Consider the following 23766-nt stretch of genomic DNA (forward strand, 5'->3'; position numbering starts at 1 on the left):
CCGCCACCTTCTCACGCGTCCGGATTTTTTCGAGCGGCGGGCAACCCCACGGGTGTGACATGCGTAACCGACATGTCAACTTCATCCACTTGCTGGGGAGACCGAAGTGCAAGCCGAAACCCGAAGAATTCCGCGGCGGGGCCTCGCGCTTTTCGCCGCTTGCCTGGCCGGGAGCGCCGTGTTCGCCGCCCCCGCGCAAGCGACGTCGCCCGAAACCGTGGCGCGTTCGCAGCAGAAGCCGGTCGAGATGCGCTCGGAACGCACCGAGAACTCGTCCACGTTCGCCAATCCCGACGGTTCCCGCACCACCCAGGTGCACGGCGGTCCGGTCCACGTCCGCCGCGGTGGTGACTGGGTGCCTGTCGACTTGACGCTTGAGAAGAGCGCCGACGGGCTCGTCCGGCCGAAGGCGCATCCACGCGAACTCGTGCTGGCCGGCGCGAGCGCCAAGAGCGGTGATCTCGCCACCGTGCAGAGCCGGGACGGGAAGGTCGCCCTGCAGTACCCGGGCGCGCTGCCCGAGCCGGTGCTGACCGGCGAGACCGCCACGTACCCGGAGATCCAGCCCGGCGTCGACCTGCAGGTCAAGGCCACGCGGACCGGTTTCGAGCAGTTCTTCGTCGTCAAGCGGCGTCCCGATCGCGCGCTGACGTTCGCTCTCCCGCTGCGGGCGACCGGGCTCACGCCGCGCACCGACGCGGACGGGAACACGCAGCTGGTCACGGCGTCCGGCGCGGTGGTGGGCAGTGTGCCCGCCGCCGAGATGTGGGACTCGCGGATCGACCAGCGCAGTGGCGACCCCGTCGCCAAGGTGAAGGTCGGGAAAGTGGTGTCCGCCAAGGAACGCGGAACACTCGGCTTGAACGTGACGCCGGACGCGGGCTACTTCGCCGACCCGGCGCGGTCCTATCCGGTCATCGTCGATCCGGGTGTGTCGGTGTGGACGAACTTCGACACCTTCACGCAGTCGAACATCGCGACCACCGACCAGTCGGGTGCCACCGAACTCCGCATCGGCACCTATGACGGCGGAGCCACGAAGGCCCGGTCGTATCTCCACTTCGACGTGGCGCGGTTCCGCGGCGCCGCGATCGATTCGGCCACGTTGTCGTTGTGGGGCAACCATTCCTACTCCTGCTCGCCGCGTAACTGGGAGATCTGGGACTCCCTGCCCGCCGACACGGGCACGCGCTGGTCGAACCAGCCGCCGCCCCGCACGCGATGGGCGACGACGAACGCGACCCGTGGCTACAGCGCGGCCTGCGCGGCCGACTGGGTCCGGACCCCGATCGGGAACCTGGTCGGTGCCTGGGCCGGTTCGGGGGTCACCACCGGATCGATGGTGCTGAAGGCGGAGAACGAGTCGGATTCCTTCGGCTGGAAGAAGTTCTCGTCCGGCGAGGGCGGCAAGTCGCCGTACATCGAGGTGACCTACCGGAACCAGCGGCCGAATCCCGCCGCCGGGCACGACATCTCGGACCGCGTCGACATCGGCGGCGTCACCCACACGAAGTCCCTCACCCCGACGCTGCGCTTCACGCCGACAGACCCCGACGGCGGCAACGTCACCGCGGTCTTCTACGTCTACGAAGGCGAAACGATGATCGGGGACTACTGGAAGTGGGACGTCCCCTCCGGCACCGCCGCGACCTGGACGGTGCCGCCAGGACTGTTGCAGGACAACCACAGCTACCGGTTCCGGGCCACCACATTCGACCCCGGTGAAGAGTTCGCCGACGACGCCTGGGTCTCACTGCAGGCGGTGTCGAGCGGGCTCTACGCCGATGTCGCCGCGTGCGGCTGGAACAACGGGACCAAGGTGCAGCAGTGGCCGTCGAACGGCGCGGACTGCCAGAAGTTCTTCCCGTGGGGAACCGGTGACGGCTACTACCAGTTCCGTGCCAAGCATTCCGGGCAGGTCTTGGACAACACCGGCTGTCATACGGCCAGCGGGAACCCGGTGACCACCTACGACCGCGTCGCGGGCGCGTGCCAGAAGTGGACGATCGAACCGCAGACGGTCGGCACGGGGGTGTACCGGTACGCCGTCCAGAACGCGGGCAAGCTGCTGGACCAGGGCTGCACCGCGGGCCAGGGAGCACCGCTGTTCATCTGGGACCGGATCCCCGGTCGCGGCTGCCAGAACTGGCGGATGCCGGTCTCGCCGGCGAACGGGGTCACCGTGCAGTGGCTGCCGTTCACGGTGAACACCGCGGCGGAGTAACGCCTCAGGGGGCGGACTGGCGTCGTGAGCTGATCACGCCGGTGTTGAAACCGGCGAGGTGGAGCCCACCGGCGAACCGGGCGTGCTCGATCTTGACGCAGCGGTTCATCACCACGTCCAGTCCGGCCTCCAGGGCCCTGTCGGCGACGGGTTCGTGCCACAGGCCCAGTTGCAGCCAGAGCGTGCGCGCTCCGGCCCTGACGACCTCCTCGGCGACGCCGGGGAGGTCGTCGTGCTTGCGGAACACGCTGACCAGGTCGACTTCGCCGGGAACGTCGGCCAGTGACGGGTACACCGGCTGTCCGAGGAGTTCGTCCAGCCGCGGGTTCACGAAGTTGACCTGGTACTTGCTGGAGGAGAGCAGGTACGTCGCGACGAAATAACTCGGCCGCGCCGGATTGTTCGAGGCGCCGACGATGGTCACCGATTTCGTCCGCGAAAGGATGCGGCGGCGCTCGACCGCGCCGACGTCATGGCTCATCCCGCCACCGCCTTGCCGAGTGCCTGATCGAGATCCCACAGGATGTCGTCGACATCCTCCAGCCCGACCGACAGGCGGATCAGGTCCGGGCCGGCACCCGCCGCGCGCAACTGGTCCTCCGAAAGCTGCTGATGGGTGGTGGACGCCGGATGGATGACCAGCGTCCGCGCGTCCCCGACATTCGCCAGATGCGACAGCAGCTCGACGGAGTTCACGAACGTCTCCCCGGCCGCGCGGCCGCCGTCGACACCGAAGGAGAACACGGCGCCTGGCCCGGCGGGCAGGTACTTCTTCGCGCGGTCGTGGTGCGGATGGTCCGGCAGGCCCGCGTAGTTCACCCAGGCCACCCTGCTGTCGTTCGCGAGGTACTCCGCGACGGCTCGCGCATTGGCGACGTGGGCGTCCATCCGCTGCGGCAGCGTCTCGACGCCTTGCAGCAGGAGGAAGGCCGAGTGCGGGGAGAGGACGGCGCCGATGTCGCGCAACTGCTCGGCGCGGAGCCGGGTGCAGAAGGCGTACTCGCCGAAGTTCTCCCAGTACTTCAGGCCGCCGTAGCTTTCGACGGTCTCCGTCATCCGCGGGAACTTCCCGTTCCCCCAGTCGAACTTCCCGGATTCGACGACCACCCCGCCCAGCGTGGTGCCGTGTCCGCCGAGGAATTTCGTGGCCGAATGCAGCACGATGTCGGTGCCGTGCTCGATCGGGCGGCACAGGTACGGCGTCGCCAGGGTGGCGTCGACGACCAGCGGGATGTCGTGCGCGTGCGCGAGCTCCGCCAGCCCGGCGAGGTCGGCGATCCCGCCGCCGGGATTGCCGATGATCTCGGTGAAGATCAGCTTCGTCCGGTCGGTGATGGCGGCCGCGTAGTCCTCGATGCGGTCACCGCTGACGAAGGTGGTCTCGATCCCGAAGCGGCGCAGCGTCCCGGTGAGTTGCGTGACCGTCCCGCCGTAGAGCCCGCCGGCGGAGACGATGTGGTCTCCCGCCTCGGCGAGCGCGGAGAAGGTCAGGAACTCGGCCGCCTGGCCACTGCTGGTCGCGACCCCGCCGATCGCGCCTTCGAGGCTGGCCAAGCGTTCCTCGAAGGCCGCGACCGTCGGATTGCCGATGCGGCTGTAGATGTTGCCGTACTTCTGCAACGCGAACAGGTTCGCCGCGTCGGCCGCGTCCTCGAAGACGAAGCTCGTGGTCTGGTAGATGGGCACGGCGCGGGCGCCGGTCGCCGGGTCGGGCGTCCCGCCCGCGTGCAGGGCGCGGGTGCGGAAGCCCCAGGTGCGTTCACTCATCGCGCCCGACGCTACCTCGCGTCCCACCCGGTGACCATCGTTCCCATCCCGTGGCCACCCGTCCTACTGGCGGTCGAGGGTGATCACCGTGCCAGGGCGGTGACCGTTCCGCCGCGGGGTGACCGGCCGCGATTCGGCGCGGGACACCGCGACCCCGGCCGGCCGTTGCCGGTCGGCGGGCAGCACCTCGCGCGAGTTCGTCCGGTCCGCCAGCCGCAGGGACTGCGCCGAGGTCAGCCACTCTTCGGCGGGCTCGGCGATCTCGAGCAGCAAAGCCTCGAACTCCGACCGGGTGGTTTCGAGGATGTGCGGCGCCGCGAGCCAGCGCAGCACCTGACGTCCGGTGACCGCCATCCGCTGCCGAGGCGAAGACACCAGCCGCTGGTCGAAGTGGCGGATCAGCACCTCGTCCACGGTGTCCCAGGCGTTGGCGGCGCCGAACAGATCCAGCACGTCCTCCGAGCCGAGGATCTTGAACGCCTCCGTCAACAGCTGCATGACCTCGACCCGCAGCACGTTCAGATGGCCGTACGAGGTGAACTTCAGGTTGTTCCGCAGGTCCAGCCCGCTGCGCCGGACGACGGCGACACTGCCGAAGCTCGGGTCGTACGCGCGTTCCCGGACGACGTCGGAGATCCGCTTGTCCCGCCAGAACAACGCCACCTGGTTGCTGAACTGCGTGAACAGCTGGTGGAAGTCGGTGTTCGGCCGCGAGTTCGCCGAGCCGAGCCCCTTGCCGTAGCCGAGCACTCGCCGGTACGCGCTGATGCGGTCCCGCCGGGTGTAGCGCAGCACGTCCCGCCGGTCGAACCGGTACAGGCCGAAGGCGCCGGGGCCGTCGGAAAGCCGGATGGCGCCGCCCTGGAACAGCTCCTGCAGTTTCTGCACCACGCGGAACACGCCGATCCGCTCGTGCTGATACAGGTAGTACAGGTCGCCGACCGCGATGACCCGCTCCGAAGCGACCGTCTCGTCGTAGGCATCGACGCCCGGCGGCATCGCCGTCGCCCCGAGGTCCGCGGCCGAACTGTCGCCGAGACCGACGAGCTGCGCGATCCCGCCGTCCGCCGGACCTGGCCTGCCCCGCTGTTCGGCCTCGACCGCGGTGAGCATGTCGTCCAGCTGTTTGAGGACCGCGTCGCCGAGCTTCGGATCGCTGCCCAGTTCATTGGCGAGCTTCCCGGCGACCTGGCCGCGCAGTGCCGCGACCCGGTCGAAGAGTTCCCGGTATTCCTTTTCCGTGCCCATCGTCTTCCTCCCGTACGGGTCCGGCTACTGCCCGGTCCGCTTGCGCGTGGTCCGGGGTTTCGGCGGTTCCTCCGCCTCGGGTGGTGTCTGCTCTTCTTGGACGGCGTGCCCTTCGCGCAGCTCGGCGACCGACGGCACCGCCGGCGTCCGCCCGGACGACGGCGGGGGCAGCGGAGGCGGCGGGGGCGTCGGCTGCGGCATGAGCTGCGGGGTGGGCGGGGCCGGTGGATTCGGGTCGGACGACGACGGCGACGGCGTGCCGGGCCGCCCGATCGGCTCGGCGATCCGGACGACCTCCTGCAGATGGTCGTCGAGTTCGTCGATGGCCCGTTGCACGCGGGAGCTGAAGAAGCCCGGGGGAAGTGACGCGCGGAAGTTGCCGGGGATGTCCCCGTTGAGGCCGCCGGTGCTCTGCCGGGGCAGGTTGGCCACGATCCGCTGAAGCCGCCTCGCGATCTGGATGAACGACGTGCCGACACCTTCCTTGCCCGCCGACTCGATCAGCTTGCCGCCCTCGAAGGTGGCGAATTCACGGATCCAGCGCAGCAGCCCGCCGAGCGACATGGTCCCGCCCTCCGGGTCCGGGACACGGAGCACTTCCAGGTCTTCCTGCTGGATGAACACCGATCGCAGCATCGCGACGACCTCGTCGACCTGGGACGCCGCCGCGGACAGCAGCCGGGAAAGGGCGACCACGGCGGGACCGAAGAACGGCTGACCGCCTGCCGGCTGCGAGAACGGATCGATCTTGTCGCGTGCGTCCTGCCAGCCCCTGAACAACGAGACCACCCAATCCGTCAGCGTGATGAAGGAGGTCTGGATCCGTTCTTCCTCGATCGTGTTGACCTTGCCCGAGACCAGGCCGAGCTCGTCCCGCAACTGGCCGAGGTGCCCTCGCGTCCCGTCTCCGAGCAGCAGCAGGAAGAGCTGATCGACCCGTGCCACGCGGAGCAGCGGGCTCTCCAGCTCCTGCCGGATCTGTTCGAGATCGTGCCGGACGAGCGCACGGAAGCCTTCGGCGTTCTCGGGGTCCGAATCCGTCCTCAGTGGACGGAGCGAGTCGAGCAGTGCGAGCGAGTCCTTGACCGCGCTCCGGGCCCTCGCCGCGAGCGAGGCCTGTCCGCCGGTGACGGCGCCGAGGTCGGCTTGGATCGCGTACCCGCGCGGTGTCCACTTGGCCTCGGTTCGCCCTTGGACTTCTTTCAGCTCGAAGCTGCCGGTCAGCGCCGCCACGAACCCTTTCGTGTCACCCTCGCGCCACTTCCAGCCGAGCATGTCGCTGATCGTCTGTGCGGCGAGTGCGCCGGGTGCCGCCGACGGCGGTGGGTACTGCCCGGTCGACAGCGGATACGCGCTGTCGATGTCCTGTGCACGCGGCAACGTCGCGCCGCGGTCGTCGTTGATCGTCATCGGGTCGCCCCACATCCCTTGAATTCGGCCAGTTCCACTGCTTCACGCCAGCACCGCACCATCACGTCCTCCGCCGAGGACAAGGCGATGGCGCATTGGTCCACCCCGGCGTGGAAGCTCTTCGCCCAGCCCCGCCATTCCTGTTCCCGCCCGTGCACCGCGCGCAGCAGCCCGGAAACCGCGTGGTGCGAACGGCACTGCCCGTCCACCCGGCGCCGCAGCTTCAGCAGCGACGACGCTGTGGTGTGCAACGACTCGGCGCTCACCGGGCGCTGTGTGGCACGTGTGGCCGCTTCGACCTCACCGGTACCGTCGAGGACGACCTCGGCGAGGTGATCCGCCGCGGCGAGCCCGACGCCGTCGGGCCTGTCCTCCGAGACGCTGATCTCCAGCGCCCGCCAGCACGCCGCCACCTGGTTCACTTCCTTGCCCAGCCGGGAGAATTCGGTGTGGATGGTCATCTCGACCTCCTGCCGAGCTCTTCCATGAAGAAACCGGAAAGCCGCTTCGGCGAGGCCATTCCCTCTTCGAGCGCGAACCGGACCGCGCCGATCAGGAACCGTTCCGGCACCACGCCCGGGGACACGCCGTCGGCCAGCCTTTCCGCCGCTTCCTCGATCATCGCCTGTTCCTTGGCTTCGAACCGCAGCGCCTTCGCGAGGGGGCGATGGCCCAGCGAGGGGAACGAGGTGAAGCACATCGCGTCCACCACCACGGGGATCGCCTTGTCCGCCGTTTTCAACAGTGCCGGCGGTGCGTTGATCAGCTTCGCCCTCGGGTACAGCTTCCGCCACAGCGCCGCGTATGCTTCCGCGTGCTGGGTGAAACCCATGCGGCGCAACAACTCCACCGAGATCTTCGCCCGCAGGTACGGCACCGGGTGCACCGCGCGTGGGGAGAACACCGTCGTTTCGAGTTCGGTGCGCCCGATGACGTCGAACAGCGAACCGACGACCGCCGGACCGCCCAGCAACAGCGCGGACAGGTCGGCGAAGGTCTCGCGGTTCCACCTGACCCAGGTACCGGTCACCGCCCGTGGCACCCCCGCCTCGACGAGTCTCGCCGCGACCTGCAGCGGGATCGCCCTGGCGAGGCCAAGGTCGTTCTGCAGGTTGTGGCTCACCTCGTGCAGGACCGCGCCGAGCGTCCACGGGTTCACCAGCCGGTGGTACGGAAGCTGGATCAGCGGGAACGGGTTCAGCCGGTTTCCCAGCCGCCGCAAGGGGATCCCGCGGCGCGAGGTGGCCGGGCCGGAGCCGGTGCGCAGGTAGCAGAACGGTGGCGGAGTCGGGATCGACCGCCAGTGCCCGATCCCGAGGTACGCGTACTGATAGCAGTCGAGCGCCACCCGGTCGCAGGCCACCAGCCACGGGGCGAACGCGCCCTGCCGCTGGTTGAACAGGTCGAGGTAGAAGTCCCAGACCCGTTCGGTGGTCCGGACCCAGCGCTGGGCGCGGGACTTCGCCAGCAGGAGCCGGGCGAGCTCGGCCTGTTCCGGCCGCTCCACCGCCTCCTGCGCGCTCCTGCGGGCCACGCGGGTCGCGGTGGACAACGGTCCCCGCAGGGTCGCCATCATGCGGTTGACCGCCGCCAGATGGGCCCGGCTCGGCCCGGTCGCCGGATCGCCGAACTCCGACCAGCGGAACGGCCGCAACGCGTCCAGATGCCGCTCCACGTTGGTGGCCTGGGAGAGGACCCATGCCTCCAGTTCCCTCCCGCCGGATGGCCTCGCCCGCCGCGCTCCGGCGGGAGGGACCGGGGCACCGGATGCCGCGGGGAGCGCCCTAACGGCGGCGCGCACGGCCGCGCGCCCGCTTGCTCTGTGCGGCACGACGCCGGTTGCGCTGTGCCGCGGTCCGCGCCGGGACACGCCGCGCGGTCCGGCGACGCTGTGCTCCCGGCCGCTGTGCCGCCGCACGCCGTCGAGCGGGCTGCTTGCGGCGCGTGCTCTTCTTCTTCGGCCGCTTCAGCAGCTTGTCCGCACCGAAGCTGACAGCGCCACCGATCAACGCGTTCGACAGCCAGCCGGGCGTCATCTGCAGGGGGTTTTTGAGGCGGGCACCGACCTTCTTCGCGGTGCGCTTGACGATCTGCGGAATACGCCGGACGAGGTGCCGTGTGCCGGGATTGCGCCAGAGCCTGCGGCCGAGGCCGGCGGCGCCGCGGATGATCTTCGGGGCCACCGAGCGCACGATCGGGGCGAGCCGGGGCAGCGCGCGGACGGCCAGCGCCGCCAGCGGTCCGATGAACGCCTCGGCCTCCTCCTCGGTCTCGGCCTGTTCCGCCTGGAAGGCCAGCCTGGCCAGCTGATCGGCGTCGGGATAGAGGCGACGCAGCGGATTGACGAAGTCCTCTCCTTCGAACTCGTCCTCGAACTCGAACTCCGCCTCGAGCTCGCGGACCAGGTTCTCGAACTCCGCTTCGAATTCGGCCTCGTCCTCGAACTCGAACTCGTAGAGCGCTTCGTCCTCGTCCTCGAGTTCGTCTTCGAGCTCCTGGGCCAGTTCACCCAGTTCGTCTTCGTCCTCGAACTCGTAGAGCGCCTCGTCCTCGTCTTCGAGCTCGTCCTCCAGCTCATAGGCCAGTTCGCCGAGCGCGCCCTCCAGCTCGTCCTCGAACTCGTCCTCGAACTCACGGCTCAGCTCGTCTTCCAACTCGCCGTCCACTGCCGCATAGCCACGGCTCATAACCGTTCTCCTCTGCTCCGGTGAAAATCCCGCGGTCCCCGGCGCGGTGCGTCGGTGAGCACGGACCCGACACTGCCCGCACACCGGGGCACACCGGTAGTCACACGTTCCTGTGTGACATGAATCGACTAGTTCGGACTTGTCACACAAATCGACGATGCGCTTTTCCTGTCGGAGGGGTTTGCTAGAGAGGGAGGGAAACCAAGAGGGGGGAGGCCGGTCTATGTCCACGAGCCCGGCGGTGGGATTTCCTGCGGCACCGATACACGATCTCGCGCGGCAGCGGAGGAAGGTCGTTTCGGACGACGAAACCGTGCGAAGCCTGGCGAGATCACTCGTCCGGCGGGTCACGGAACTGTGCGACGGGGACGCCGCGATGCGGAGACCGTTGCTCGACCTCACCGAGCACGGCGTCAGATGCCTGCTCGTACCGGTGACGCCGGAGGCGCACGACCTGCTCAGCCCGCGCGAGCACGAAGTGGCGCGCATGGTGAGCAGGGGCTATACGAACAAGCAGATCGCCGGTGTGCTGGAAATCAGCCTGAACACGGTTTCCGCGCATATGCGGCGGATCTTCACGAAATTGGGGGTCGGCACCCGTGCGGCGATGGTGGCCGCGTTGACGGGGGAGAATCTCGCGGCGGTGTGAAAGGGACCGCGACACGGGCCGGACGGGACTTTCCCGCGTCTGATGTGGTGAAGGGCGCTTTCGTCGCATGGCATGCGGGAATGGCGTCCTTCGCGGTGCGAGGAAGTGCGTGGGGGCGCTGTCTGGACCGCGATGCGGCCAGGCCCGCTCTCCGGGGTGGTCGTGAGTGGTAAGGCAAACGTGTCGTGTCTCGGGCGAGACGGCGGTCTGGGTGACGCGACACCGCACTCGCGTGCTCAAACCCGGATCTCGCGTGTTCAGAGACGTAACTCGCGTGTTCAGACTCCGCACTCGCGAGTTCCGTCTACAAACACGCGAGTCACGTCCCCAAACACGCGAGTCACGCCTTGCCCACTGCCACCAGGGACCACATCTGACGGTAGCGAAAGCCTCCTTCGCTACCGTCAGAGTAGGAAAGGAGGCCCTCACTACCAGGCGAACGCCCACGCAGAAGCGATACCGGCCCCGCACCACGACACCTTGGCTTCCCCTCAATAGAGCCACGGGTGTCTTAGGTTCCTGCGTGGTTCCGCTGCGGTTGATCTCACGACACCTGGCCGAGGGCTCCGCGAAGTCGCCGGTCTCGTTCTTCCGGGGTCTGCCGGGGGCAACTGGTGCACTTCGGGTTGCCCGCCTCGTAGATCAGGCAGCAGGAAGCACGCCGCACCACGGTGTTCCGCCCGATCCGGGTGAACCGCGGCTCCGGCATGCCGAGTCCGATCGCGGCCACGAGCGGTGCCGCCAGCGCGACCGCCCGTTCGGTGTCGCCGGTCCACAGCAGGCGGTTGCCGATCGAATCCGTCGCGATCGCGCCCAGCGCGCGCGGATTCGCCCCGGTGACGGCCGAGATCGTGCCGATCGCCGTGTCCAGCGTTCCGGCGAACGCGGCGCCGAGTTCGGCAAGACCGCCGGGGAGGACCCGTGACGATCGGGCACCGGTGAAGCGCCCATCCGGGACGAGATCGATGGTGACGGCGTCGAGCGAGGGATCCAGCGGTTCACCACGGACGAGTGATTCGATGGAGGGGGCGACGAGGACCGAAGACAGCGAGTACCACCAGATCGTGCCGAGCACTTCGGGCCGGGAGCAGCCGTAGAGCTTCGCCGCGCCGCCGATGCGGGCGCTGACCCATGCGGTGTCGGCGAGCAGGGTCGCGGGCGCCTCCATCAGGGCACCGGCCGGTACAGCGTGACGCTGAACGACGTGGTGACGTCGACCGGTTCGCTGATCGCGTCGAGCCGTTCACGGCGTCCGTCTCGGTGGAGGTGATGCGCGCTCGGGCCCATCTCGACGACCTGGCGGATCCGCGCGGGCGACAACGTCACCCGCTGGGTGACGTCGTGCCTATCTACCCGGGTGAAGTGCTCGCCCAGAGTGTCTTCCAACCGCGCGTCCTTGCCGCCGTCGACGGAGATCACCAGGTCGCCCAGTTCCCGGAGGTGCCCCGGGTTCGGCGTCGCGACGACGAGCAGGCCGTCCGCGGTCAGGACGCGGTGGAACTGCGGGGCGTTGCGGGGCGCGAAGACGTTGAGGATCAGTGACGTGCTCGAGTCGGCCACCGGCCAGGGTTCCCACAGGTTCCACACGGCCGCGCCCGCGCGTGTGTGTGCGCGAGCGGCCCGGCGCAGGGCGACGGCCGAGACGTCGAGCGCCAGTCCGTACGCGGCGGGGACGGCGTCGAGCACGTGCGCGAGGTAGTACCCCGTGCCCGCGCCGGCGTCGATGACCATCCCGCTCTCGACATGGTCCGAAGCCACCTTCGCGAGGGCGTCGGCGAGAGGTAGATAAGCACCCGAAGAGAGGAGGTCGACGCGAGCCGCGACCATCGGCGCCGTGTCCGCGGTGCCGGCCGGGATGCGCGCGTGCAGAAGGTTGACGTAACCCTGCTTCGCTACGTCGAACGAGTGGCCTCTCCCGCAACGCACCGTGCGGTCGATTGCCCCGACCGGGTCACCGCAGACCGAACACCGCAGCGACCGGACGATCTCCGGTGGCAGCGGGTCATGGCCGGATACACGTGCGTTCATGGCCCTATTCGACCACGAGGTTTCGCAACCGGACAGAACGCACCAGGTCTCCGGAAACCTGGACGTAACAACGCCGCACCGACAGTTCACGCGGGTGAAACCTGAATCGCCGCCCGAGGAAACACCGCGGTCCAAAAATTCCTGCGCAGTACACCCCAGGCACGGGAGGAAGATTGTGCTGAACGCAGGAGACACGGCATGGGTACTGATCAGCGCCGCGCTGGTCATGCTCATGACACCGGGATTGGCGTTCTTCTACGGCGGCATGGTCCGCGCGAAGAGCGTCCTGAACATGTTGATGATGAACTTCATCGCGCTCGCCGTGGTCGGCGTCCTCTGGACGCTTTACGGCTTCACGATGGCGTTCGGCAACGACGTGGGCGGCGGGTTGCTCGGTAATTTCGACTTCGCGGGTCTCTCGACCATTTCCGGCAAACTCGCCGGATTCGCGACCGCCGCGACCAGTAGTACGCCCGAGGTCGCGTGGCCCGGCGCGGACGCGCTGCCGCTGTTCGCCTTCGTGATGTTCCAGCTGATGTTCGCGATCATCACGCCCGCGCTGATCTCCGGTGCCATCGCCGACCGCGCCAAGTTCTGGGGCTGGACGCTGTTCGTCGCGGTGTGGGTGACCGTCGTGTACTTCCCGGTCGCGCACTGGGTGTTCTCGTTCAACGGCTTCATCAGCGCCGATTCGGTCGGCGGCTGGATCGCCAACCAGCTCAAGGCGCTCGACTTCGCCGGTGGTACCGCGGTCCACATCAACGCCGGCGCGGCGGGCCTGGCGCTCGCGATCGTGCTCGGCAAGCGCAAGGGCTGGCCGAAGGGCACCGGACGTCCGCACAACGTGCCGTTCGTGCTGCTGGGCGCCGCGTTGCTGTGGTTCGGCTGGTACGGCTTCAACGCCGGTTCGGCGCTGGCCGCCAACGACCTCGCCGCCGTCGCGTTCACCAACACCACCGTCGCGACCGCGGCCGCCATCCTCGGCTGGCTGATCATCGAGCAGATCAAGGTCGGCAAACCGACGACTCTCGGCGCCGCTTCCGGTGCCGTCGCGGGTCTCGTCGCGATCACCCCGGCGGCCGGGTTCGTCAGCCCGCTGGGTGCCATCGCCATCGGTCTCATCGCCGGTGCCCTGTGCGCACTGGCGATCGGCCTCAAGTTCCGCTTCGGGTTCGACGACTCCCTCGACGTCGTCGGCGTCCACCTCGTGGGTGGTCTCGTCGGTACGCTGCTCATCGGTTTCTTCGGCACCACCAGCGTCAACTCGCTCGGGGTCGACGGCCTCTTCTACGGCGGCGGCCTCGGCCAGCTCGGTAAGCAGGCGCTCGCGGCGGCCGCGGTCCTCGTGTACTCGTTCGTGCTCACCTTCGTCATCGGCTGGGTGATCAAGAAGCTCGGCGGGTTCCGCGTCAGCGCGGAGGACGAGGTCAGTGGTATCGATGAGGCCCAGCACGCGGAGAGCGCGTACGACTTCACCGGATCGGGCGGCGGCCTCGGCCAGCCGAGCTCCATCCCGGTCAAGTCGTCCACCGGCAACGCGGCCACGAAACTCGAGGAGAGCAAGGCATGAAGCTGATCACCGCGATCGTCAAGCCGTTCACGCTCGACGACGTCCGTTCCGCGCTGGAGCAGCTGGGCGTGCTCGGCATGACGGTCAGCGAGGTACAGGGCTACGGCAGGCAGAAGGGCCACACCGAGGTCTACCGGGGCGCGGAGTACTCCGTGGACTTCGTGGCCAAGCTGAGGGTCGAGGTCGTCACCGACGATTCCAACGTGGAGAAGGTCCTCGACGCGATCACCACGGCCGCCCACACCGGCAAGATCGGCGACGGCAAGATCTGGGTGACGTCGGTCGAGACGGTGATCCGGGTACGCACCGGCGAACGCGGCTCGGACGCTCTATAGGCGCCACGGATGGCCGACGGGGGTGAACTGGTCAAGGCCACCGAGCGTTTGCTCGAGGGCAGGCACGGGAGGCTGGGGGCGTCCGCTTTGCGGGCGGCCCTGGTCGACCTCTACGAATTCTGGTTGGGCAAGGGCGCCGCGGCGGCCGGCGTCGACACCGCTGAACCCGGTGTCGCGCTGGCCGCCGTCGGTGGCCTCGGGCGCAGCGAACTGGTGCCCTTCTCCGACCTCGACCTCTTGTTGCTGCACAACGGCAACTCGAAGGTCGGCGAGATCGCCGACGCGATCTGGTATCCGTTGTGGGACGCCAAGATCGGCCTCGACCACTCGGTTCGCACGCCGGGTGAGGCGCTGAAGGTGGCGTCCGAGGATCTGCGGACCGCGATGGGGCTGCTCGACATCCGGCCTATCGCCGGGGACGCCGAGATCACCGCCAGGCTGGCAGCCGCGGCACGGGACCAGTGGCGGCGGACCGCCAGGAAACGGCTCGGCGAACTGTCGGACGCGGTGCGTCAGCGCTGGGCTCGTAGTGGTGAGATCGCGCAGTCCGCCGAGCCGGATCTCAAGCACGGCCGAGGCGGGCTTCGCGACTTCGCCATCCTGGAGGCGTTGGCGGCGGCTCAGCTGACGGCGAGGCCCGGCGAGGAACTGCTGGCGGCGAAGAGTCTGCTGCTGGACGTCCGGACGGAGTTACGCCGCGAACTGCGCCGGGAACGGGACATCCTGAGCGCGCCGGAGGCCGAGACGGTCGCGGGTGAACTCGGCTTCGGTGACCGGTTCACCTTGGCGCGCAAGCTTTCCGGCGCCGGGCGGACGATCGCGTACGCGGTCGACGTGGCACTTCGGTCCACTGTGGAGCCACCCAAAGCGCGGTTCGGGCGGCGGCCGGTGCGTTCCCCGCTCGACGAAGGTGTCGTCCTGCACGGGAACGAGGTCGCGCTGGCGCGGGACGCGGTACCGGCCAAGGATCCGGCGCTGCTGCTGAGGGTCGCCGCGGCTTCGGCCCGGATCCGGAAGCCCATTTCGCACGGGACCTTGCGGGCGCTCGCCGAAACCGCGCCGGAACTGCGTGCGCCATGGCCGGCCGACGCCCTCAAGGCGCTGGTGGAGCTGCTCGGCGCGGGCGAGGGGCTCGTCGCCGCAGTGGAGGCGCTGGACCGCACCGGGCTGTGGGCGCGGCTGTTCCCCGAATGGGGGGCGGTGCGGGATCTCCCGCCGAGGTCGCCGGTGCATTCGTGGACCGTCGACCGGCATCTCGTGCGTGCCGCTGTCGAGGCGTCGAAACTGACGACCACCGTTTCGCGGCCGGATCTGCTGCTGATCGGCGCGCTGCTGCACGACATCGGCAAGGGACGCGACGCGGACCATTCCGAACTCGGCGCGAAGATCAGTGCCCAGGTGGCGGCGCGGCTCGGGTTGTCGCCCGCGGATTCCGCGCTGGTGTCGGCGATGGTCCGGCATCACCTGTTGTTGCCGCATACCGCGACGCGGCGGGACATCAGCGATCCCGCCACGATCCAGCGGGTGACGAAGACGCTCGACGACAATCTCGTCCTCCTGGAACTCCTGCACGCGTTGACGACGGCGGATTCGCTGGCCACCGGGCCGGGCGTGTGGACCGACTGGAAGGCGCGCCTGCTCGCCGAACTCGTGTCCGGTTGCGAGGAAGCGTTGCACGGCAAAGGCTTCGTACCACCGGAGCCGATGGGCGCCGAGCAACGGGAGCTCGTCGCCGAAGCCGTCGCGTCCGGCCGTGGCGAGGTGCGCATCACGGCCGCCGGCAAGGTCGTGACCGTGGTGCTCGCCGTCCCGGCCCGCGCCGAACTGCTGGCTCCCGCGGCCGGGGTGCTCGCGCTGAACTCGCTCGAGGTCCACGCGGCGGTGCTGCGCGGGCACGACGGGGGACGGGCGGGTGTGTTCACTGCGTCGCCGAAGTTCGGCTCGCTGCCCGACGTCACCTTGCTGCGTGAGCAGTTCGCGCGGGCGGTGGCCGGGACGCTCCCGCTCACCCAGCGGCTCGCGGCGAAGGAACGGGACTACGGCGAGACTCCCACGGCGAACGTGAAGGTGATCTGGTTCGACGACGAGACCAGCGGGCACGACACGGTCGTCGTCGAACTGCGGGCCGCGAACCGGATCGGGTTGCTGTACCGGGTCGCGGGCGCGTTGCGGCGGTGTGAGGCCGAGGTGCGCTGGGCGAAGGTGGCCACCCTCGGTGGCGCGGTCGTCGACTCGTTCGCCATCGCGCCACGGACGGGTCGCGTCGACCAGGCGTGGCGGTCGAAGATCGAAGCCGCGTTGCTGGCCGCCGCGTCCTGACCCGCTGATCGTTTGAACCCAGGGCCGCCGGGTAGGCCAGTGGCATGCCGGATCCCACCTTGCTCGCGTTGGGGTCCGCGCTGTCCTACGGGTTGGTCGACTTCGCGGGCGGCCTGCTCGCGCGGAGGGCGGCCTCCGTCGCCATCGCGTTCGCGGGGCAGGCGGCCGGTTTCGTCTTCATGCTCGGCGCGGCTTTGCTGCTGACGCCGGAAGTCCCGTCCCTCCCGGATCTCGGCTGGGGCGCGGCTTCCGGGGTGGGTACGGGCTTCGGCATGGTCTTCTTGTTCCGGGCGATGGCCAGTGGCGCGTTGAGCATCGTGGTTCCGGTCAGCGCCGTGGGGAGCGTGACCCTGCCGGTGATCGCCGGGGTGGCGTTACTCGGCGAACGTCCCTCGGCGCCGGCCTGGTTCGGAATCGGACTGGCGATCTGCGCGCTGTGGGCGGTGTCGCGTTCCGGCCACGGCGACGGGCCGGGGGCGACGCCCGCCGCTCGCGTCGCGCTCATCGCGAGCGTGGGTTTCGCCGTCCAGTACCTCGCCCTCGCGCAGGCGGCGCCGCAAGCCGGTCTCTGGCCGTTGGTGGCGAGCAGGCTCGCCGCGACGCTGACGGTCCTGCCCATGGCACTGCCGTCGGGAAGCAGCCTTCGCCTTCCTCCACGCCTGGCGGCACTTTCCGCGCTGAACGGATGCTTCGCGGCGCTTTCGCTGATGCTCTATCTGTTCGCCACCCGGGAAGGACTGACCACGATCGCCGTCGTCCTCGCGTCGTTCTACCCGGTCGTGCCGGTGGTACTCGGCATCGTGGCGTTGCGTGAGCGGCCGTCAAGGATCCAGGCCGCCGGACTCGCCGGAGCGGCGGCCGCGGTGGTCCTGCTCGGCTTCGGCTGACCTCTCCCAGGGTGTCGCGCGAGTGGCGGAGGGTAATGGTGGCAGGATGTCCGCCGTCGAGACCCGAAGGATCCGGAGGGCGGTGAGCACGTGCTCGGTCACGAGCCGAATTCGCCCGGGCCACAGCGGATCACGCTGCCGCCGACCGTGGTCGCCTCCCACCTGCGCGCATGCGCTGACGACCTCGCCGTCAGCCTGACCGCGTCGGGCACCGCGGCGACCGTGCCCGAACTGCTCAAAGTGGTCCGGCACCTCGTCGCGGGCCAGCAGGCGCTCGCCATCGCGCTCGAAGGGATGGCCGGCCGGGTCGAAGGCGGCGGCCAGGGTGCGCTGGCCACCGCCCCGATGATCGACGTCGAGGTCGTCGCGGAAGTACTCCGGGCGGCGGCCACCGCTGTCGACTGTTCGGCCGAAGCACTCGCCGAATCGCGTCCGTCATTCGAATGTGTGAGCGATTCAGTCGCCCCTGACACCCGTTTGTAGCTGTCCCGCCGCTTCGGCGCGTGGATACGCTGACCAGGCGGAGGTGGGCCATGCGAGCGGTGTGGAAAGGCACGATCGGCTTCGGGACCTATGCCATTCCGGTGAAGGCGTACAGCGCGACCGAAGAGCACGACATCCCCCTCCACCAGGTGCACGAGCCCGACGGTGGCCGGGTGCGGGTGAAATGGGTCTGCGAGGTCGACGGCGCCGAGGTGCCCGCGGCCGAGATCGTCAAAGGCCATCCCGTCCCCAACGGTGACGTCGTCCTGCTGACCTCCGCGGACTTCGCGTCGCTGATCGCGCCGACCACCCAGTCGATGGACGTCGTCGGTTTCACCCCGGCCGAACAGGTCGACTCGACGTACTTCGCGCGCAGTTACCACCTCGAACCGGAGCCGGCGGGCACCAAGCCGTACGTGCTGTTGAGCGAGGCGCTGCAGCAGTCCGGGCGGATCGCGATCGTGAAGGTGACGTTGCGGCAACGCGAAACGCTGGCCGCGCTGCGAGTACGGGATCAGGTGATCGTGCTCGAGACGATGCTGTGGCCCGACGAGATACGGCGGCCCGACTTCCCGTTCCTGCACGAGGACGTCGACCTGCGGCGCGGGGAACTGCGGAACGCGGTCTCGCTGATCGAGGACCTCACGCGGGATTTCGAACCCGGCCGGTACACCGATCGCTACCGGGAGGCGCTCGAAGCGCTGATCCAGGCCAAGGTTGACGGGGACGACGTCCTGCAACCGACCGCGGCCGAACAGGCGGAGGGCGTCACGCGACTGCTGGCTGCCTTGCAGCAGAGCGCCGTCGAGGCAGACCGCGCTCCGGTCGAGAAGGCCAAGGAAGCGGCGGCGAAGGCGCGCCAGGCGCGGACGCGGGCGAAGAAGGCCTCATCGTCGGCCAAGACCAGCTGAGTAGTTCTACCCAGGGATAGTTGGGGGTCTTCACGCTGCCGTGACCCCGCGGTGACCGGGCATTGTCATGTCATCGCGCGGAGAGAGCGCGGGCAGCGAATCGCCTGGTACTGGGGGTCCGGCGATACGAAGTCCCGCGAAACTCGCCAAGTGTGCTTACGGTCGGCTCGCGGGGAGCGAGCCTTCCGTAGGGGCTCCGGTACCGGTCTGCGAGGGGCGGCCGGTCCCGGAGCCCTGTTCTGCGTCAGGCCCGGAACGCCGAGGCGTTGTCCGCGACCCAGTCCGCGTAGCTTCGCGGCGGGCGCCCGAGCACCTCCGCCACTCCGTCGGTGACGAGGCCGGGCTGACCGGCGAGCCGCCGATACCTGTTCATCAACGCCTCGACGAACGCTTCGGGGAAGCCTCGCGCGATCATCGTCTTCGCGGCCACGTCGGCCGGAACTTCTTGGTATCGCAAGGTTTTGCCGAGCACCGTGCCGATCACGTCCACCATTTCCGCGTGGGTGAGCGACCGTTGGCCGGTCAGTTCGAGTTTGCGCCCGGTGAACTCGTCGCTCAGCAGGGCGCGGGCCGCGACGTCTGCCAGGTCCCGCTCGTGCAGCGGCGCTTCGGCGAAGTCCGCGAACGGGCCGAAGACGACGTCGCCCGCGCTGATCTGGCCTGCCCAGGTCAGCCGGGTGTTGGCCGCGAAGAAGGACGCCCGCAGGCTCACCCACTCCAGGCCGCTGGCGACGGCGGCCTCTTCGACCTCTTTGTTCCGGTCGCCCTGGAAACGCGACGGCTGGTGGTCCGCGGGCTCGTCGACGTTGGTGGCGGACAACGCGACAACCCGTCGTACGCCGTGGTCCTTCGCCAGCGCGAGCACTTCGGAAGGTGCGGCGGCCGCGGCCCGGGAATGCAGGAAGATCCCGGTGACGCCCGCCATGAAGGGAGCGATGCTGTCGGGGCGCGACGGATCCCCTTCGACGACTTCGACTCCCGAAGGCCAGCCGGACGCGGCTTTGGCGTCCCGGGTCAGGGCGCGGACGCGTGCGCCAGCCTCGGTGAGGCTGTCGATCAACGGCCGTCCGACGGTCCCGCTCGCCCCAGTGATCAGGTACATGACCCACTCCTTTGCTGAGTGCCATACAATATGGAAACCGTATCACTTTGGAACATGGAAACGAGATGATATGACTTCCGTAACACCTGAGGGCAGGCCTCGGCGACGGAAGGTCGCGGTGATCAAAGGGGCGTTGCGCGCGCTGAACAACCAGCTCTCGCTCTTCAATCACCAGGTCAGCGCCAAGGTCACGCTCAAGCCGGTGGACTTCGACTGCCTCGAACTGCTGAACCTGCACGGACCGTTGAGCCCGAGCGCCCTGGCGAAACAGGCGGGCCTGCATCCGGCCACCATGACCGGGGTGCTGGACCGTCTGCAGCGCGCGGGATGGATCACCCGTGACCGTCCGCCGGACGCGGCCGACCGCCGCGCGGTCGTCGTTTCGGCGACCGGCGATCGCGACGGCGACGTGTACCGGCACCTGGCGGGGATGAACGCGAAGATGGACGACGTCTGCGCCGGCTACACCGACGCGGAACTCGACGTGATCTCCGATTTCCTGCGGCGCACCACCATGGCGGGGAAAGACGCGACCGGGGACCTCGCCGGGGAATCCGGATAGGCGGCCTCGTCCGCAACCGCGTCAAACGCCGGCCCCGGACACCGACTACTCTGGAAAGCCGTCGGTCCGTACCGGCAAGCCACGACGACCCCAGCTGGAGCGTGCACACCCGTGTTCGACACCCTCTCCGATCGGCTCACGTCCGCCCTGCAGACCCTGTCTCGCAAGGGCAGGCTCTCCGACGCCGACATCGACGCCACCGCGCGTGAGATCCGTATCGCGCTGCTCGAGGCGGATGTCGCGCTGCCGGTGGTCAAGGACTTCATCGCCAGGATCAAGGAGCGCGCCAAGGGTGCCGAGGTGCACGGCGCGCTGAACCCGGCGCAGCAGGTCATCAAGATCGTCAACGAAGAACTCGTCACCATCCTCGGCGGCGAGACCAGGCGGCTCACGTTCGCGAAGAACCCGCCGACGGTCATCATGCTCGCGGGTCTGCAGGGTGCCGGTAAGACGACGCTCGCGGGCAAGCTCGCGATGTGGCTGAAGAAGCAGGGCCACGCGCCGATGCTGGTCGCCTGTGACCTCCAGCGCCCCAACGCGGTCACGCAGCTGCAGGTCGTCGGCGAGCGGGCCGGGGTCGCGGTCTTCGCGCCCGAGCCCGGCAACGGGGTCGGCGACCCGGTCGACGTCGCCCGCCGCGCCATCGACGAGGCCAAGCGCGCCCAGCACGACATCGTCCTCGTCGACACCGCCGGCCGTCTCGGCGTCGACGAAGAGCTCATGAAACAGGCCGCCAACATCCGCGACGCCGTTTCGCCGGACGAGACGCTGTTCGTCGTCGACGCGATGATCGGTCAGGACGCGGTCACCACGGCCGAAGCGTTCCGCGACGGCGTCGGCTTCACCGGTGTCGTGCTCACCAAGCTCGACGGTGACGCCCGCGGTGGTGCCGCGCTGTCGGTCCGCCAGGTCACCGGCCAGCCGATCCTGTTCGCCTCGAACGGTGAGAAGCTCGAAGACTTCGACCTCTTCCACCCGGACCGGATGGCCAGCCGGATCCTCGGCATGGGTGACGTGCTCAGCCTCATCGAGCAGGCCGAGGAGCACTTCGACCAGGAGAAGGCCGAGCAGACCGCGGCCAAGCTCGGCAGCGGGCAGCTCACCCTCGAGGACTTCCTCGAGCAGATGCTCGCGGTCCGCAAGATGGGCCCGATCGGCAACCTGCTCGGCATGCTGCCCGGCGCCGGGCAGATGAAGGACCAGCTCGCGCAGGTCGACGACAAGCAGCTCGACAAGCTGCAGGCGATCATCCGCGGCATGACCCCCGCCGAGCGGGCGGACCCGAAGATCATCAACGCCTCGCGCCGCGTCCGGATCTCGAAAGGGTCCGGTGTCGCCGTCCGCGACGTCAACGACCTGGTCAACCGGTTCTTCGAAGCGCGCAAGATGATGGCGCAGATGGCGGGCCGCTTCGGCTTCGGCGGCGGAGGCGGCGGCAGCAAGAACCGCAAGGGCAAGAAGGGGAAGAAGGGCAAGGGGCGCGGTCCGACGCAGCCCAAGGTCCGCGGCGGCTTCCCCGGTGGCATGCCGATGCTGCCCCCGGGCGGGATGCCCGGTGGCGCCGGCGGCGGCGGTATGCCCGACCTCTCCCAGCTCGGCGGCATGAACGACGTACCCGGGTTCGACCCGAAGAAGTTCAAGCTGCCGAAGGACAAATAGCCCGTGGAGGCGCTGCACCTGGCAGGCGTCGTCCTGCCGGACGGCGAGCACCGTGAGCTGTGGGTCACCGGCGGCCGGATCACCACCGAGCCGGTCGCCGGAGCGGAAACCGTGGTCCGGGAAGGCTTTTTGGTCCCCGGACTGGTCGACGCGCACTGTCATCCCGGCATCGGGGTCGGCGGCGCGACCACCCTCGAAGAGGCCACCGGACAGGCGATCACCGATCGCGACGCCGGGACGCTGCTGATCCGCGACTGCGGGCTGCCGATCGACGTCCGGCCGTTGCAGGAGCGTGCCGATCTGCCGCGGATCATCCGTGCCGGACGGCATCTCGCCCTGCGCAAGCGCTACATCCCCGGCCTCGGCATCGAACTCGATGACCCGGCCGAACTGCCCAAGGCGGTCGCCGAACAGGCCCGCGACGGCGACGGCTGGGTCAAACTCGTCGGCGACTGGATCGACCGCGGCGTCGGCGATCTCGCGCCGCTGTGGCCCGACGACGTCCTCGCCGAGGCCATCGCCGTCGCGCACGCCGCGGGCGCCAAGGTGACGGCGCACGTGTTCGGCCAGGCCGCGTTGCCGGGCTTGATCGGCGCGGGGATCGACTGCCTCGAACACGGCACGGAACTCCTCCCGGACCAGCTGGACGTCCTCGCCGAACGCGGGATCGCGCTCGTGCCGACCCTGATCAACATCGAGAACTTCCCCGGGATCGCCGACAAGGCGGGCAAATACCCGGTGTACGCCGACCACATGCGGGCGCTGCACGCCGGCGTGGGGGAGATGGTGTCGACGGCGATCGAGGCGGGCGTGCGGGTGTACGCCGGAAGCGACGCGGGCGGCATGGTCGAACACGGCAGGCTCGTCGACGAGATCGAGGCACTCCACAAGGCGGGCATGTCCGCCGAACAGGCGCTGGCTTCGGCTTCGTGGGCGGCCCGCGAATGGCTGGGCGTGCCCGGAATCGTGGACGGCGCTTCGGCCGATCTGCTCGTCTACCCGGCCGACCCGCGTGAGGATCTCGCGGTGCTGCGGCATCCGAGCCATATCGTCCTGCGTGGCAAGATCTACGCCTGACCCGACTCCATCCGTCACCGGAGCGGCACTTAGCGTGGAGGCGTGGTGGACGACGGGCAGGCTCGCGAGCGTCTGGTGCTCGGGGCGCACTGGGGCTTCGTAGCGTTCTTCGCGGGCATCGCCGGATATCACCTCGTCACGCTCGTCATGAGCTTCGTGATGTCAGGCCGCTTCGGCGGTTACGACCCGCTCGAACTCCGTGACGTCGGCCCGCTGCTGATCCTCGCGTTCCTGCCGACCCTCGTACTCGGTCTCGGCCCGGCGGTCGGGTCCCGCCTGTGGGGACAGGGGCTTCGCGAAGACTTCGGGCTCAAGCCCACCTGGCGCGACGTCCGGATCGGGCTCGCCTGCGGAGCGGCCGCGCTCGCCGCCGGGTACCTCCTCAACCTGCTCCTGCTCGCCGTCTACGGGACCGACAGCGACGACAGGACCTTTTCCGACGTCTCGCCCGGCCCGATCACCGAACTGTCCGGCACCACCGAAGGCGACACGGTCTGGCTGGTGCTGGCCGCGGTCATCGTCGTCCTCGCCGCCCCGGTCACCGAAGAACTGCTCTTCCGCGGCACCCTGTGGAACGCGATGGGTTTCCACCGCCTGCCGTCGTGGGTGATCCTGCTGGTCACCGCGCTGGTCTTCGCCCAGCTGCACGGGGAAGCCGCGCGCACGATCGCGCTGTTCGGCCAAGGCATCGCCATCGGCCTCGCCCGATATCTTTCCGGCAGGGTGAGCGCGTCGGTCATCGCGCACGCGGCCAACAACCTCCCACCGGCTGTATTGCTCTTCGCGGCGAGGTGATCGCCCGTCAAGGCGGTTAGAGTCTTTGAGTAACCGAACGATCACCGGAGGAT

General features: G+C 69.0%; 22 protein-coding genes. 12 read left to right on the forward strand and 10 right to left on the reverse strand.

Features of this window, described 5'->3' with window-relative positions; genetic code table 11:
* The first annotated feature begins 106 nt into the window (after positions 1-106).
* Positions 107-2224, forward strand: coding sequence for an RICIN domain-containing protein (locus tag DMH03_RS15870; protein WP_125792714.1), 2118 nt, complete (start codon positions 107-109; stop codon positions 2222-2224).
* A gap of 4 nt (positions 2225-2228) precedes the next feature.
* Here DMH03_RS15870 and DMH03_RS15875 read toward each other — a convergent pair whose 3' ends face one another.
* The 7 genes from DMH03_RS15875 to DMH03_RS42060 all read right to left on the reverse strand — a co-directional run bounded on the left by DMH03_RS15875 (position 2229) and on the right by DMH03_RS42060 (position 9336).
* Positions 2229-2705: a CoA-binding protein gene (locus tag DMH03_RS15875; RefSeq protein WP_125792715.1), complete on the reverse strand. Its 477-nt coding sequence runs from the start codon at positions 2703-2705 to the stop codon at positions 2229-2231.
* Positions 2702-3991 (reverse strand): O-acetylhomoserine aminocarboxypropyltransferase/cysteine synthase family protein, encoded by a 1290-nt coding sequence (locus DMH03_RS15880; protein ID WP_125792716.1) that lies wholly within the window; start codon positions 3989-3991, stop codon positions 2702-2704. Before DMH03_RS15880 ends, DMH03_RS15875 begins: the two co-directional genes overlap by 4 nt.
* Positions 3992-4054: 63 nt before the next feature.
* Positions 4055-5239 (reverse strand): hypothetical protein, encoded by a 1185-nt coding sequence (locus DMH03_RS15885; RefSeq protein WP_125786524.1) that lies wholly within the window; start codon positions 5237-5239, stop codon positions 4055-4057.
* Positions 5240-5263: 24 nt separating this feature from the next.
* Complete coding sequence (locus DMH03_RS15890) at positions 5264-6649, reverse strand: hypothetical protein (protein WP_125792717.1); 1386 nt, start codon at positions 6647-6649, stop codon at positions 5264-5266.
* Positions 6646-7110: a hypothetical protein gene (locus DMH03_RS15895; RefSeq protein WP_125792718.1), complete on the reverse strand. Its 465-nt coding sequence runs from the start codon at positions 7108-7110 to the stop codon at positions 6646-6648. Before DMH03_RS15895 ends, DMH03_RS15890 begins: the two co-directional genes overlap by 4 nt.
* Positions 7107-8450, reverse strand: a complete 1344-nt coding sequence (locus tag DMH03_RS15900; RefSeq protein WP_125792719.1) for a hypothetical protein — start codon at positions 8448-8450, stop codon at positions 7107-7109. Before DMH03_RS15900 ends, DMH03_RS15895 begins: the two co-directional genes overlap by 4 nt.
* A complete protein-coding gene (locus DMH03_RS42060; protein ID WP_158633089.1) occupies positions 8434-9336 on the reverse strand; it encodes a hypothetical protein in 903 nt (300 codons plus the stop codon). The genes DMH03_RS15900 and DMH03_RS42060 overlap by 17 nt, the downstream gene beginning before the upstream one ends.
* A 223-nt stretch (positions 9337-9559) precedes the next feature.
* Between DMH03_RS42060 and DMH03_RS15910 the strand changes: the two genes are divergently transcribed.
* Positions 9560-9985, forward strand: coding sequence for a LuxR family transcriptional regulator (locus tag DMH03_RS15910; RefSeq protein ID WP_125786520.1), 426 nt, complete (start codon positions 9560-9562; stop codon positions 9983-9985).
* 544 nt (positions 9986-10529) lie between these two features.
* On the opposite strand, the gene DMH03_RS15915 is transcribed toward DMH03_RS15910, so the two are convergent.
* Both DMH03_RS15915 and DMH03_RS15920 read right to left on the reverse strand, forming a co-directional pair.
* Positions 10530-11153: a (2Fe-2S)-binding protein gene (locus tag DMH03_RS15915; protein WP_125792720.1), complete on the reverse strand. Its 624-nt coding sequence runs from the start codon at positions 11151-11153 to the stop codon at positions 10530-10532.
* Positions 11153-12013: a putative RNA methyltransferase gene (locus DMH03_RS15920; protein WP_125792721.1), complete on the reverse strand. Its 861-nt coding sequence runs from the start codon at positions 12011-12013 to the stop codon at positions 11153-11155. The genes DMH03_RS15915 and DMH03_RS15920 overlap by 1 nt, the downstream gene beginning before the upstream one ends.
* A gap of 175 nt (positions 12014-12188) precedes the next feature.
* On the opposite strand from DMH03_RS15920, the gene DMH03_RS15925 reads away from it, so the two are divergent.
* The 6 genes from DMH03_RS15925 to DMH03_RS15950 all read left to right on the forward strand — a co-directional run bounded on the left by DMH03_RS15925 (position 12189) and on the right by DMH03_RS15950 (position 18518).
* Positions 12189-13583: an ammonium transporter gene (locus DMH03_RS15925; protein WP_199748884.1), complete on the forward strand. Its 1395-nt coding sequence runs from the start codon at positions 12189-12191 to the stop codon at positions 13581-13583.
* The gene (locus DMH03_RS15930) at positions 13580-13918 is read left to right on the forward strand and encodes a P-II family nitrogen regulator (protein ID WP_125786517.1); all 339 of its coding nucleotides are present in this window, start codon (positions 13580-13582) and stop codon (positions 13916-13918) included. The genes DMH03_RS15925 and DMH03_RS15930 overlap by 4 nt, the downstream gene beginning before the upstream one ends.
* 9 nt (positions 13919-13927) lie before the next feature.
* Positions 13928-16237 (forward strand): [protein-PII] uridylyltransferase, encoded by a 2310-nt coding sequence (locus DMH03_RS15935; RefSeq protein ID WP_125792722.1) that lies wholly within the window; start codon positions 13928-13930, stop codon positions 16235-16237.
* A 44-nt stretch (positions 16238-16281) separates the two neighbouring features.
* The gene (locus DMH03_RS15940) at positions 16282-17124 is read left to right on the forward strand and encodes an EamA family transporter (protein ID WP_125792723.1); all 843 of its coding nucleotides are present in this window, start codon (positions 16282-16284) and stop codon (positions 17122-17124) included.
* Positions 17125-17214: 90 nt separating this feature from the next.
* Complete coding sequence (locus DMH03_RS15945) at positions 17215-17607, forward strand: hypothetical protein (RefSeq protein ID WP_125786515.1); 393 nt, start codon at positions 17215-17217, stop codon at positions 17605-17607.
* Positions 17608-17657: 50 nt separating this feature from the next.
* Entirely contained in the window at positions 17658-18518 is an 861-nt protein-coding gene (locus tag DMH03_RS15950; protein ID WP_125792724.1) for a Ku protein, read from the forward strand.
* A 244-nt stretch (positions 18519-18762) separates the two neighbouring features.
* On the opposite strand, the gene DMH03_RS15955 is transcribed toward DMH03_RS15950, so the two are convergent.
* A complete protein-coding gene (locus DMH03_RS15955) occupies positions 18763-19620 on the reverse strand; it encodes an NAD(P)H-binding protein (protein WP_125792725.1) in 858 nt (285 codons plus the stop codon).
* A 70-nt stretch (positions 19621-19690) separates the two neighbouring features.
* Between DMH03_RS15955 and DMH03_RS15960 the strand changes: the two genes are divergently transcribed.
* From DMH03_RS15960 to DMH03_RS15975, 4 genes are all read left to right on the forward strand, one after another.
* Complete coding sequence (locus DMH03_RS15960) at positions 19691-20182, forward strand: MarR family winged helix-turn-helix transcriptional regulator (RefSeq protein ID WP_125792726.1); 492 nt, start codon at positions 19691-19693, stop codon at positions 20180-20182.
* Positions 20183-20293: 111 nt separating this feature from the next.
* On the forward strand, positions 20294-21841 hold the full coding sequence (gene ffh, locus DMH03_RS15965) for a signal recognition particle protein (protein WP_125792727.1): 1548 nt from the start codon (positions 20294-20296) through the stop codon (positions 21839-21841).
* Positions 21842-21844: 3 nt separating this feature from the next.
* Complete coding sequence (locus DMH03_RS15970) at positions 21845-22918, forward strand: amidohydrolase family protein (protein ID WP_125792728.1); 1074 nt, start codon at positions 21845-21847, stop codon at positions 22916-22918.
* 45 nt (positions 22919-22963) lie between these two features.
* Positions 22964-23713 carry a CPBP family intramembrane glutamic endopeptidase gene (locus DMH03_RS15975; protein ID WP_125786934.1) on the forward strand — a complete coding sequence of 250 codons (750 nt, stop codon included), beginning with the start codon at positions 22964-22966 and terminating at the stop codon, positions 23711-23713.
* Positions 23714-23766: the final 53 nt, after the last annotated feature.

The organism is Amycolatopsis sp. WAC 01376 (assembly GCF_003947415.1).
In the GTDB taxonomy this organism is placed as follows: domain Bacteria; phylum Actinomycetota; class Actinomycetes; order Mycobacteriales; family Pseudonocardiaceae; genus Amycolatopsis.

Coding starts and splice junctions, on each gene's coding strand:
- DMH03_RS15960 (WP_125792726.1), top strand. CDS start 19,691: ATGACTTCCGTAACACCTGAGGGCAGGCCTCGGCGACGGAAGGTCGCG.
- DMH03_RS15895 (WP_125792718.1), bottom strand. CDS start 7,110: ATGACCATCCACACCGAATTCTCCCGGCTGGGCAAGGAAGTGAACCAG.
- DMH03_RS15930 (WP_125786517.1), top strand. CDS start 13,580: ATGAAGCTGATCACCGCGATCGTCAAGCCGTTCACGCTCGACGACGTC.
- DMH03_RS15955 (WP_125792725.1), bottom strand. CDS start 19,620: ATGTACCTGATCACTGGGGCGAGCGGGACCGTCGGACGGCCGTTGATC.
- DMH03_RS15910 (WP_125786520.1), top strand. CDS start 9,560: ATGTCCACGAGCCCGGCGGTGGGATTTCCTGCGGCACCGATACACGAT.
- DMH03_RS15885 (WP_125786524.1), bottom strand. CDS start 5,239: ATGGGCACGGAAAAGGAATACCGGGAACTCTTCGACCGGGTCGCGGCA.
- DMH03_RS15875 (WP_125792715.1), bottom strand. CDS start 2,705: ATGAGCCATGACGTCGGCGCGGTCGAGCGCCGCCGCATCCTTTCGCGG.
- DMH03_RS15890 (WP_125792717.1), bottom strand. CDS start 6,649: ATGACGATCAACGACGACCGCGGCGCGACGTTGCCGCGTGCACAGGAC.
- DMH03_RS15940 (WP_125792723.1), top strand. CDS start 16,282: ATGCCGGATCCCACCTTGCTCGCGTTGGGGTCCGCGCTGTCCTACGGG.
- DMH03_RS15950 (WP_125792724.1), top strand. CDS start 17,658: ATGCGAGCGGTGTGGAAAGGCACGATCGGCTTCGGGACCTATGCCATT.
- DMH03_RS15920 (WP_125792721.1), bottom strand. CDS start 12,013: ATGAACGCACGTGTATCCGGCCATGACCCGCTGCCACCGGAGATCGTC.
- DMH03_RS15880 (WP_125792716.1), bottom strand. CDS start 3,991: ATGAGTGAACGCACCTGGGGCTTCCGCACCCGCGCCCTGCACGCGGGC.
- DMH03_RS15915 (WP_125792720.1), bottom strand. CDS start 11,153: ATGGAGGCGCCCGCGACCCTGCTCGCCGACACCGCATGGGTCAGCGCC.
- DMH03_RS15935 (WP_125792722.1), top strand. CDS start 13,928: ATGGCCGACGGGGGTGAACTGGTCAAGGCCACCGAGCGTTTGCTCGAG.
- DMH03_RS42060 (WP_158633089.1), bottom strand. CDS start 9,336: ATGAGCCGTGGCTATGCGGCAGTGGACGGCGAGTTGGAAGACGAGCTG.